Raw genomic sequence first — 11,761 nt, 5'->3', positions numbered from 1 at the left:
TCTCGCCTCTCGCCTCTCGCCTCTCGCCTCTCGCCTCTCGCCTCTCGCCTCTCGCCTCTCGCCTCTCGCCTCTCGCCTCTCGCCTCTCGCCAGATTCCTACCTATATCTTGCAAGGTCAATAAGTATTCAGGTGATCTCGGTATAATAATTAATCAGCTCAACCAGCCATACGTCCGATTATGAAGCCCAAACACTCCCTGATTACCCTCTCATTCTTAGGCCTGCTGACCGCCTGTTCCTCTCAGCCGGAGGTTGCCGATAACAGTGATGTGGTCGTGCTTGCCCATGGCCTGGCACGCAGCAGCCATGCCATGTGGAAGATGAAGGATAACCTGGAGCAAGCAGGTTTTGCGGTTTGTACGATTGATTATTCAACCATCGGTGTTGCACTGGACGATATGCTCGATGATACCCGCCAGCAAATAAAAGGCTGTATCTCCAGAGGGGGCAGAACCCACTTTATCGGCCATTCGCTTGGCGGCTTGGTGATCAGGGATTACCTAGCACAGCACCCAGTCGACGCGCAGCAGTTGGGTAAAGTCATTTTCATGGGCACGCCAAACCAAGGCAGTGAGGTCGCTGACCACATGCAGGATAACTTCCTGATGGGTATCGGCGGGGAGGTCAGCCAATCCTTGGTTTCGGGTGAAGAGAGTTTAGGTAACCAGCTACCGGCCCCCGACTATCCAGTAGGGATCATTGCCGGTACCAAATCATCATTCGCGACCAAATCCTATTTCGAAGTGGCCAACGACGGTTTGGTGTCGGTTGACTCGGCCAAGGTTGCCAGTATGGACGACTTTATCGCCTTGAAGGTGAGCCATACCGCAATGCGCTATAGCCAGAGCGTCTCAGATCAGGCAATCCACTATCTCAAACATGGCCAATTCGACCATACCGGTAGTTTACGCTAGGGTCATTACCGAGGCGCGGGCTACCAAACGGCCTGAGGCGGCTGGTACCTGCTCTAGCTGTAGGGGGTTGCCATCGACAATACTCTTAACCCTTCTCAGGCAGTCATCAATCAAGGACTCGGTTGGGTAGCTGATGCAGGTCAGCGGTGGGTAGAGCAAGGTGGCCAGCGGCGAATCTTCCAAACTGATGATCGACACTTCCTGCGGCACCGCAATATTGAACTCCCGCATCAGGCGCATGGCTTCGGCTGCATGGCTATCTCGCTTGACCACCAGCGCGGTATATTTAGTAAAGCTATTGATCAGGGCTAACAAGCCCTGTTCGACATCATTCTTGGCTTCCACCACCAGTTGGCGGTTAAACGGGATCGAGAGGTTTTGCAGCGCGCTGCGGTAACCTTCCAGCATCTGTTGGCTGGCGGCTTCCTCGGCATCATCAATCAGAAGAGCAATCTGGCGGTGGCCCTTGCCAAGCACATAGCGGCAGGCGCTTTCGGTGGCAAAGGCAAAGTTGTAACCACTGACGATACTGCCTTCGATACAGACATTATCGAAATGAACCACATTGGCAGGCTGTGGGCCGGCTAGCTGTGCACCCATCACGATAATGGCTTCACACTGGTCTTGCAGTTCATCAATCACCCGGCGCTGGTCTTCAGCATCGCTGGCGTAATGCAGCAACATGAATTTATTGAGTGATTTTAAACCCTTGGATAACAACGGTAGGTAGTTGGCAACATTGGTCGCTTCAGCCGATGGCAATACGACACCGATATAGTGCGAGGCTTGCTTAGCCAAGTTCTGCGCCGCAACATTAGGCCGGTAGTTCAGCTCCTCGACGGCTCTCAATACCGCCAACTTGCTCTCTTCCTTGACCCCACGCGTGCCACTCAGCACACGGGAGACCGTGGCTTTAGATACATTTGCTAGCTTTGAAACATCAGTGATGGTTGCCATTAATCCGTACTACATCGTTGTTACCCAAAAATTCCCACTGCACCGTACCGTCTTCAATGCCAGCAGACACAGCAGGGGTCTATCATATCATAGTCACCTCCACAGTCATTCGACCATGAAGAAAAACCTCTTTTATCCCGGACAGTTTCCATGAGTTTCCGTACTCATTTCCACCCACAGCAACAGCATTTAATACCCCAGCACCTTTCAGGCTGCCTCAGCGTGCATCGACGGCAGCCATGCCGCCCCGCGCACACCGCTGCTATCACCAAACTTGGCTTTGACTATCTGAGTATTGCATTGCTTTGAGAAAACATACTTTTCAACCGCTTTAGGCAAATCGTTGTAGATAACATCGGCATTGGACAGGCCACCACCAAGTACAATCACATGCGGGTCGACCACGTTAATCACCGAGGCCAAACTTCGTCCAAACGCATCAATAAAGTGATCATAATAGCCCTTGGCTTCCTCGTCACCCATCTCCGCTGCAGCAATGATTTCTTGTGCACTCAAGTTACAGCCAAGACGCTGGTTGAAACGCTCGGAAAAACCGGTTCCGGAAATAAAGCGCTCGATACAATTGTCCTTACCGCAGTAGCAAGGCTGGCTGTTGCCATCAATACGAATATCGTATCCCGGCAGCATATTGTGGCCCCACTCGCCAGCGATGGCATTGGGTCCCATCAACAACTGGCGGTTAACGACCATACCGCCACCACAGCCGGTTCCAACAATGACACCGAATACGGTGTTGCCATTGGCACCAGCGCCATCCACGGCCTCTGACAGCGCGAAACAATCGGCATCATTGGCAATGTAAACATCCTGCTCAAGCGCTTGGATTAAGTCCGACCACAAATCATGGCCATTGAGGACTAAACAGTTACAGTTCTTGATTTTATCGGTCACCGGATCCACCGCCCCCGGTAAACCGATACCAATAGACAGAGGTTGTCCGACGGTTAACCGAATATCGGCAATAAAGGTCAGCAAGTTATCCATGAAGGCCTGATAGCTCGACTTCACTGTTGGAATGCGCTTGCGGAACACCTGCTCCCCATTGGCATCCAGTACCAAGCCTTCGATTTTTGTCCCACCGATATCCAGTCCTAACTGCAACATCTGCCTACCCTCTTTTGTTATTAACTCTGTGCGTTTCAGCATTGCCGAGTATTCTGTGTCAGTAAGTTGCGTTACAAAAAACTCGGCAATAATGAAAAGTGCGGGGATAAAGGTTCTGGTGATGGAAACGGTGAACGAGAGGGCCTGATGTCCCTCTCTAATCTTCTCAGGCGTTGCGACTTCGCGTTAACCAGTATTTACTGCTCTATGATTGGCCTTACTGTACTCGGCGATGAAGCTCGATAAGCTCGGCAACCAACTCCTTGGCCAGCATCGAGGTCATTAAGTGATCCTGGGCATGAACCATGACCAACGTCATTTTGGTTTTACCCTCGCCTTCATCGGCTTCAATCAACTGGGTCTGCACCAAATGGGCCTGGTTGGCAAACTCTTGGGCTTCTTTCATCAAACCTTCGGCTTCGTCGAAATTACCCTGCTTGGCATGGCGAAGGGCTTCATAACAAAGGCTGCGTGATTGACCGGCATTGATGATGATGCCCATGACCTGTTCTTCTAAATCCATCTTGCTCTCCACTTTACAGCGACCCTGCCGCTTGGCAGCAGGGTTTTGTATCACTTGATATAAATAGGTTGTTAGATAAGGTTTAAGCGGTTACTGGCTGGCCTTCCGGCGCCTCTTCTTCCGCTTTATTTGCCGCTTCCTGCTCAAGCAGTTGCTTCTCATAAGCCTTAAGGAAAGGCATATACATCAGGGCTGCTGAAGCCATACACAGTAGACAAAGGATAACTGGGCTAAATGACCAGTTCGCCGCCCATGACGCACCGATAGGGCCGGGCGTTGTCCATGGCGTCAGCGATACCACACGTGCTACCAAATTCAAATCAAGAGCAATGTAAGCCAATGTCGCGTTGATCATAGGAACTAGGACAAACGGTAGGAAGAACAGCGGGTTCATGATAATCGGCGCACCGAACAAGATAGGCTCGTTGATGTTGAACATACCCGGGACAACACCCATCTTACCGATAGTACGCAGGTGGATAGCTTTACTGCGCAGTAGTAGGAACGCCAATGGCAGGGTAGAGCCCACACCACCGATCAATAGGTAGTGATCCCAGAAGCCCTGAACATAGATGTGCGGAATTGCTTCGCCGGCCGCCATGGCAGCTTGGTTTACAGAAAGGTTCGCCATCCAGAACGGGTTCATAATACCGGTCACGATTAGCGCACCATGGATACCGGCAAACCAAAGGATCTGACACACCAATACTGACAGCAGAAGTGCAGGCAAAGTATCAGACGCAGCAACCAACGGCTCAACCAACGCCATGATAGCCTGCGGGATGATCATGCCAGTTTGCGATTCAATCAGCAGGTTCAACGGGTGCAGCGTTAGGATCAACACCATCACCGGAATAAGGATTTCAAACGAACGGGCAACACCGGTCGGTACCTGAGGCGGCAGGCGAATGGTGATGTTATTGCGTTTAAGGAAGGCATACACCTCGGTCGCGTAAATCGCTACGATCAATGCAGTAAAAATACCTTGACCTGAGAAGTAAGCTGTTGAAATCATGCCGTTATCAAGCGGTGCTGCCACCAGCATGAAAGACATGAACGACAGCATACCCGTAGTCAGCGGATCAAGGTCATGGTGGCGAGCCAAACTCGCTGCGACCCCGACCGAGATAAACAGGGTCATTATCCCCATGCTGAAGTTAAACGGCAGCATCAGGGTGTCAAAGTGGCGCTCAGAAAAATCCAGCCATGCGCGGGCAAAGCCCCAGGTGGTATCTTGCGAGAACGGCGGGAAGATAAATACCAGCATGAATGAACCAACAATCATGAAAGGCAGTGCGGCAATAAAACCATCACGAATCGACGTGACGTATTTTTGCTGGCCGATAGCGCCGGCCATGGGGGTGATTTTCTGCTCTATCACCCCGATTAACTTGTCGTATAGGGCACTCATAACGATTCCTTTATTGTTATAGTTCGTGATTAACCGTCAATTAGCGACAGGGCAAAATCCAATACCTTGTCACCCTTCTGCATGCCGTAATCCATCATGTTGATCGGCTCTACCTTGATACCGTGGGCGTCCGCTTTTTTCTGCAGATCCTGCTGCATGTATTTCACCTGCGGGCCAAGCAGCACCACTTCGTAGTTGCCCACCTGCTGGTCAAATTCCGCCGCACCGTATGCTTTGATTTCCGCATCCAAGCCACGTTTATCCGCTTCGGCTACCATTTTTTTTACCAGAAGGCTGGTCGACATACCTGCAGAGCAACACAACATAATTTTTTTCATTTTTAAGTCCTCTATCGAATGATTTCGGTTTGAAATATACGACCAAAGGAAATCATTGGAAACCGGTTTCCGCTCGATCCATTTCTATTTGTGAGAGTGATCACCAGAAAACGCAGAATGTTCTGGCAAAATGTGATCCGTTCATTATTGAGACCGGAAACTGTTTCCAAAGGATTAGCAAAACCTATGAACATTCAAGTGATGAATGTCGCGGCAAGTGTCATCGAACAGCGTATATCGCCATTAGCGAACTGGCTGACACGCAGCAACCACGTTACCGCATTGAGAGACGGCTTTTCGTTAGCCATGCCGTTTGTGATCGTCGGAAGCTTACTGGTTCCCTTTATTTTTCCGCCATTTACCATCGACCCTACCAGCACGTTCGGTCAGTTTTACCTTACTCTGAAACCGCTGCTTTCCCCCACCTTCGAGCTAACAATCGGCCTGATAGCCCTGATTGTTGCCTTTGGTGCCAGCGCCAGCCTAGCCAAGCAATACCAACTGCCAGAGCGCCTATCCGGACTCACGGGGTGCTTGTCTTTTCTGTTATTTATCGGTTTTAGCGGCAACGAAATGCCCAATGTCTACCTTGGCGGTATGGGTATCTTCACCGCATTGATATCCAGCACCTATGCAATTGAGATAATTCGCTTTTTCTATAAAAAAGGTTGGTACATCAAACTACCGGACGAAGTCCCGCTGATGACCCGCAATGGTTTCCAGCTGATCGTCCCGCTGATGGTTGTCTTGCTCTCCATCAGCATGATCAACACCTACTTACTGGTACATACCGGGCTCATTCTGCCCGAACTGATCGCCACTGCATTGCAGCCATTAATCGTCGCCTCCGATACCCTAACGGCTGTACTGGTATCGTTGTTGATCTGCCACCTGTTGTGGTTTATCGGTATCCACGGCGCACTGATCATCACAGGTATTATGAACCCGTTTTGGATAACCTACTTAGTTGAAAATCAGCAGGCCCTGGCCAATGGTGCCGAGCAACTTCCCCATATTTACCTACAAGGGTTCTGGGACTTTTACCTGTTAATCGGTGGGATTGGTTCAACCTTACCGCTTATCTTTATGGCGATGCGGAGCCGCTCTAAGCAATTGAATTCAGTTGGAAAAATCGGCCTTATTCCATCCCTTTTCAATATCAACGAGCCGATCTTGTTCGGTTTCCCGATCATCATGAACCCGCTGTTCCTGATCCCTTTTGTCGGGGTACCGCTAATCAACGCCTCTATCGCCTGGTACCTCACCGATATCGGGATTCTTGATAGGATGGTCGCGCTGCTGCCGTGGTCGATGCCAGCACCGCTGGGCGCCGCTTGGGCTGCCAACGGCAGCTGGAAGAATATGTTTATGTGCCTGTTTGCGATTTTTAACTCTTGGATGATTTACCGGCCATTCTTCAAGGTCCATGAAAAGCAACTGATCGAGCAAGAAGCCCTTCACCAGCGATAAACCGCTTCCAACACTTCGAAGCCGCCCGAATTGGGCGGTTTTTTTGTTTCGATCAAAATCACAAATCCACAGATACCTCGCCCCTCTTTTGTGACATCTCTCATTTTATGGAAACCGGTTTCCATATTAATCTATCTTTTCTCAGTTTATGTCCGTAGATTCCCCACCAGAACATCAAACAGGCAGGACACAATGACGACCCAACACTTTCTCGTACTGGATATCGGCGGCAGTGCCGTCAAATATGCCGTTATGGACCCCCAGGCTGCCTTGCTGCACAAAGGAAAATTCTCCAGCCCAAAAACATCACTCGACGACTTCTGGCTGGCATTGGACAAGGTGGTATTCACCCTGCGCCAGAAATATACCCTTGATGGCATTGCCATCAGCACCTGCGGGGCGGTGAATTGCGACAGCGGCGTTATTCATGGTGCCAGTGCCTTGCCGTACATCCATGGCCCTAACTTTAAGTCGTTAATTCATGAGCGCTACCAATTAACAGCAGAGCTCGAAAACGACGCCTGCTGCGCCGCCCTCGCCGAACTATGGCAAGGCTCTGCTAAGCAGAGCAACCAATGCTGCTTGGTCGTCATCGGCAGCGGCATCGGCGGGGCCGTCGTCAGTCATCGTCAAGTACAGCATGGCCACCAGCTGCATGGCGGTGAATTCGGCTACATGATCGCCGGCGAAAAGAATGGGCTGCCAGTTACATTCAGTGACTTGGCCTCAACCCGCGCCTTGGTAGAGATTGCAGCAGAAACATTAAATGTCGACCCGAAAAGCCTGGATGGAAAAGCGGTGTTCGATGCCGCTATGCAGGGGGACGCACGACTTGTGCCTGTCATCGAGCAATGGTATCGCACGCTGGCAATCGGCCTGTTCAATATCCAGTACTGCATCGACCCCGAAACCATCATCTTGGGAGGAGCGGTCAGTGAGAGGCCTGATCTGCTCATGCACCTCAACCGCCACCTCGACGATCTGATGACGGCTATCCCGATCGCCAACATCCGACCTCAGCTGGCAACCTGCCAGGCAGGAAACGATGCCAATTTGATTGGGGCCCTATTCCACTTCTTGCAACGGCAAGCCTAAACCCTATTTCCCGATAACACCTATCGAACAAAAACTGAGCGAACAAAGACTGAGGCTATTATGACAACTTACACTTTCCCGGAAGATTTCCTGTGGGGCGCGGCAGCATCTGGCATTCAAACGGAGGGCACCACCAACAAAGCCCACCCGTCCATTTGGGATACCTGGCACCAAGATGCCCCAGATCGTTTCTTCAAACACATCGGGCCTGCGACAGTCTGCCAAACCTACGAGCGTTACCAGGAAGACGTCGCGCTGATGAAAAAGATCGGCATGAACTCTTTCCGTACCTCAATCCAGTGGTCACGCCTCATCAAAGACTTCGAAACCGGTGAAGCCTGTCCGGACGCAGTCGCTTTCTACCATGCCTATATCGACGAAATGATTGCCAACGGCATCACGCCGATGATTAACCTATACCATTTCGATATGCCTGCAGCGCTTCAGGAGCAATACGGCGGTTTCGAGTCAAAGCACGTTATCGAACTATTCGAGAAGTTCGCCCGTACGGCTTTCAAGCACTTTGGCCACAAGGTGAAACACTGGATCACCTTCAACGAGCCGATTGTCCCAGTCGAAGGCGGCTACCTGTACGACTTCCATTATCCATGTAAGAAGGACGGTAAGTTGGCGGTCCAAGTTGCCTTTAACATCATGGTTGCCCATGCCAAAGCAGTACTGGCTTACCATGAAATGAAACTGGATGGTGAAATCGGGGTAGTACTGAACCTGACGCCTTCTTATACCCGCAACGACAGCGATGCCGACCAAGAAGCGGCGTGGTATGCCGACCTGCTGTTCAACCGCAGCTTCCTTGACCCAATGGTGAAGAACACCATTCCACAAGAGCTGTGCCAGGTATTGCGCGACAACGAGATCATGCCGGTGTTCAGCGAGGCCGAGATTGATGAAATCAAAGCCGCCGAAGTCGACTTCCTTGGTGTTAACTACTACGTGCCGCGCCGTGTCAAAGCCCGTGAAGCCGAATACACCCTGGATTACTTCACGCCAGAGAAGTACTTCGAGAACTACATCAACCCGGAGGGTCGCTTCAACCCATGCCGCGACAACAACGAGATCTTGCCAACGGCTATCTACGATATCGCCAAGAACATCCAGGATAACTACGGCAACATCAAGTGGTACCTGGCAGAGATCGGCATCGCCATGGATCTAGAGTCAGAAGGTCCGGTCCAACAAGACGGCATGATTGATGACAGCTTCCGTACCGAACTGATGAAAGAGCACTTCATCCAGCTGAGCCGTGCGATGGGAGAAGGAGCAAACTGTTTCGGCATCCACCAATGGACCTTCATCGACAACTGGTCTTGGTGTAACTCGTTCAAGCGCCGTTACGGCTTCTACCGGCTGGATTTGGAAACCGGCAACCGTATACCAAAACGCCACTCGACATGGTTCAAGGAACTGGCAACGACCAACCAATTCACAGTGTAAATCGCACCGAATTCCCCCTCGGTTGAAAGATAAAAAGCCCGGCAGTTTTCACTGCCGGGCTTTCATTGCAATAAGCTTTCGCTTAAATAGCTATTATCAATATTCAGAGGCTAACACCTGCTGCGAGGCCTGCTTTTTCTTGAAATACCTCACCGCAACACCTACCAGCATCACCACACCGCACAAACCGTAGACCTGCATAAAGGTTGGGTCATCGGACACAAAGCCCACCTTGCTGAACATGATGTAGGCACCCAATACCATGTAAAGAATGACCGCCGAGGCTTCGAAGCGGAACTCCCATGGCGTTACATCCATGCTTTCATTTACTGGCATCACATAATCGCTGCTGCGCGGCGCAAAGTGGCCGATCACGAACATCAATACGGTACAGACCACAAACAAAATCGCCAACTGGTGCAGGAAGTGCAGCGGGGTTTTGAAGATAAGCTGCATCGAGGCATAGGAGCTAACGAACACCACCAGCGCCACTTTTGCTGCAATGGCAGGTACGCGTTTGGAAATATAGCCAACGAAAACAATGGTAAAGATTGGCACGCTGAAGAAGCCCGCTACCATCTGTAGGTACTGGAACAGGCCTTCAGGGGCATACATGATAAACGGTGCAATACAGATAGCGACAACCGCAATCAGTACGCCGAACACACGGCCCTTGGCAACCAGTTCTTTGTCTGTCAGTCCTTCCTTGGCAAAGATAGGTTTATAGACATTAAGGGCAAACAAGGTGGTAGAACTGTTCAGAACCCCGTTGAAGGTCGACAAGATGGCACCGAACATAACGGCCACGAAGAAACCAACCAATGGCTTAGGCAAGACTTCGTTCACCAAGCGGGTGTACATGGTATCCGGGTTACCGGCATCGGCACCGAACAGGTGGAAAGCGATAATACCTGGAATGATCAGGAACAGCGGCGAAATCACCTTGATAGCACCGGCCCAGATCACCCCTTTCTGGCCTTCCCTGAGGTTCTTAGCACCCAGCGCTCGCTGGATGATCGACTGGTCAGTACCCCAGTAGTAAAGGTTTACCAATAGCAGACCGGTAAACAAGGTTGAGAACGGCAGTGGATCGCTGGCAGCACCAACCGATTCCAGTTTCTCCGGCGCAGCAGTCAGCAGGATATTCAAACCTTCACCAAAGCTACCGCCACCTAGGGCAAACAGGCCGAATACCGGGATCATCAAACCACCGGTGATCAAGCCTACGCCGTTGATGGTGTCGGCAATCACTACCGCTTTCAGGCCACCGTAAATGGCATAGAAAAAACCCAGTAGCCCAATCAGCGCACTGATCAACGCAATGGCCTGAAATTCCGAAATACCCAATATTGACTCGATATCAAAAATACCGGTCAACACCACCGCCCCCGCATACAGGGTCGTCGGCAAAATATTTATCACGTACTGGCACAGGAACAGCAGGGTTACGAATTTTTTCACCCCGAGGTCGTAGCGGCTTTCGAGGAAGTCCGGCACCGTGGTGATCCCCTGCTTGAGGTAGCGAGGCACTAGGTAAAGGGCGATCATCACCAGGGTGACACCACTGGCCACTTCCCAGCCCATAACCGACATATTATGGGTATAGGACTGGGCAGACATCCCGACAAAACTGGTTGCACTAAGATTGGTCAAAATCAGGGATGAGGCAATCAAACCACCGGTCAGTGAACGGCCGCCGAGGAAAAAGCCATCGTGGGAGTCATTCTTCGAGTTCTTCACTTTGCTGTAGGTAAACCAAACCACAAAGCCGGTGAACAAGAAGAATGAAATGAGTGTAATTTCCATCTTTCAGTTCCTTTTGTTTGGTGGCACCTAGTGTGCCACCGGGTACGTATTAATCTTTTTGTAGGTGTAGGATCAGGGCAGATTCGGGATCGAGGATCGGCAGGATAAGGCCGATTTCCATCAGGTTATCTCCCCGAAGGTGTAGGGTTTTATCAATCCATGCCGGGCGGTGTTTCATCAGTTGGAACGAGCTTTGCGGCATCTCGACAATTTTCACCGAGTACATCGCCTCGGGATCTAAACAGCTCAAACGCAGTGGGGCTGGCAGGGCATGGGATGGCATCGCGCGCTGGCAGACGGTGATCAGCATCTCACCCTGGTGCTCGACGCCGTAGATGTATTGGCGCTCATCAGCCGGATCGATCCGGAAGGCACGGCCATTGTGCAGTAGGGTTCTGAAATATTTGTGCAGCTCGATATAGTGGGCAAAGGCCGCCTTCTCTTCTTCCCCGACCTTAACCGGATCCAGCTCGACCCCCATGTGGCCTTGCAGTGCCGTTACCCCACGCAGGTTAATGTTGTGCATGCGGTTGGTTGAGTGGCACTCGGCAGGGCCGATATGGGCACCCATCACTTCCGGCGGGAAGAAATATCCCATACCACGCTGAATAGTCTGGCGTTCTAGGGCGTCATTACAGTCCGATGCCCAAAAACGATGGGTACGCT

General features: G+C 51.2%; 11 protein-coding genes. 4 read left to right on the top strand and 7 right to left on the bottom strand.

Going from position 1 to position 11,761, the window contains the following annotated elements; genetic code table 11:
- Nucleotides 1-180 precede the first annotated feature (180 nt).
- Complete coding sequence (locus tag BIZ37_RS26725) at nucleotides 181-915, top strand: alpha/beta fold hydrolase (protein WP_187464114.1); 735 nt, start codon at nucleotides 181-183, stop codon at nucleotides 913-915.
- Here the strand turns inward: BIZ37_RS26725 and BIZ37_RS26720 are convergent.
- The 5 genes from BIZ37_RS26720 to BIZ37_RS26700 all read right to left on the bottom strand — a co-directional run bounded on the left by BIZ37_RS26720 (nucleotide 907) and on the right by BIZ37_RS26700 (nucleotide 5,269).
- The gene (locus tag BIZ37_RS26720) at nucleotides 907-1,872 is read right to left on the bottom strand and encodes a LacI family DNA-binding transcriptional regulator (protein ID WP_187464113.1); all 966 of its coding nucleotides are present in this window, start codon (nucleotides 1,870-1,872) and stop codon (nucleotides 907-909) included. The two genes, BIZ37_RS26725 and BIZ37_RS26720, sit on opposite strands and share 9 nt — an antisense overlap.
- Before the next feature lie 207 nt (nucleotides 1,873-2,079).
- Nucleotides 2,080-2,994, bottom strand: a complete 915-nt coding sequence (locus tag BIZ37_RS26715; protein ID WP_222939845.1) for an ROK family protein — start codon at nucleotides 2,992-2,994, stop codon at nucleotides 2,080-2,082.
- Between the two features lie 220 nt (nucleotides 2,995-3,214).
- Nucleotides 3,215-3,520 (bottom strand): PTS N,N'-diacetylchitobiose transporter subunit IIA, encoded by a 306-nt coding sequence (chbA, locus tag BIZ37_RS26710; RefSeq protein ID WP_187464111.1) that lies wholly within the window; start codon nucleotides 3,518-3,520, stop codon nucleotides 3,215-3,217.
- A gap of 82 nt (nucleotides 3,521-3,602) precedes the next feature.
- The gene (locus BIZ37_RS26705; protein WP_187464110.1) at nucleotides 3,603-4,931 is read right to left on the bottom strand and encodes a PTS sugar transporter subunit IIC; all 1,329 of its coding nucleotides are present in this window, start codon (nucleotides 4,929-4,931) and stop codon (nucleotides 3,603-3,605) included.
- Nucleotides 4,932-4,960: 29 nt separating this feature from the next.
- A complete protein-coding gene (locus tag BIZ37_RS26700; RefSeq protein WP_187464109.1) occupies nucleotides 4,961-5,269 on the bottom strand; it encodes a PTS sugar transporter subunit IIB in 309 nt (102 codons plus the stop codon).
- Between the two features lie 186 nt (nucleotides 5,270-5,455).
- Between BIZ37_RS26700 and BIZ37_RS26695 the strand changes: the two genes are divergently transcribed.
- The 3 genes from BIZ37_RS26695 (at nucleotide 5,456) to BIZ37_RS26685 (ending at nucleotide 9,289) form a co-directional block, all read left to right on the top strand.
- Nucleotides 5,456-6,739, top strand: coding sequence for a PTS sugar transporter subunit IIC (locus tag BIZ37_RS26695; RefSeq protein WP_187464108.1), 1,284 nt, complete (start codon nucleotides 5,456-5,458; stop codon nucleotides 6,737-6,739).
- A 192-nt stretch (nucleotides 6,740-6,931) separates the two neighbouring features.
- On the top strand, nucleotides 6,932-7,834 hold the full coding sequence (locus tag BIZ37_RS26690) for an ROK family protein (protein ID WP_187464107.1): 903 nt from the start codon (nucleotides 6,932-6,934) through the stop codon (nucleotides 7,832-7,834).
- A 60-nt stretch (nucleotides 7,835-7,894) separates the two neighbouring features.
- Nucleotides 7,895-9,289, top strand: a complete 1,395-nt coding sequence (locus BIZ37_RS26685) for a glycoside hydrolase family 1 protein (RefSeq protein ID WP_187464106.1) — start codon at nucleotides 7,895-7,897, stop codon at nucleotides 9,287-9,289.
- A 96-nt stretch (nucleotides 9,290-9,385) separates the two neighbouring features.
- Here the strand turns inward: BIZ37_RS26685 and BIZ37_RS26680 are convergent, their stop codons facing one another.
- On the bottom strand, nucleotides 9,386-11,095 hold the full coding sequence (locus BIZ37_RS26680) for a solute:sodium symporter family transporter (protein WP_187464105.1): 1,710 nt from the start codon (nucleotides 11,093-11,095) through the stop codon (nucleotides 9,386-9,388).
- Between the two features lie 49 nt (nucleotides 11,096-11,144).
- On the bottom strand, nucleotides 11,145-11,761 hold a 617-nt coding region (locus BIZ37_RS26675), incomplete at its 5' end, for an alpha-galactosidase (RefSeq protein ID WP_187464104.1).

Source organism: Photobacterium sp. BZF1 (genome assembly GCF_014349205.1).
GTDB lineage: Bacteria > Pseudomonadota > Gammaproteobacteria > Enterobacterales > Vibrionaceae > Photobacterium.
This window is presented reverse-complemented; position numbering and strand designations above follow the sequence as displayed.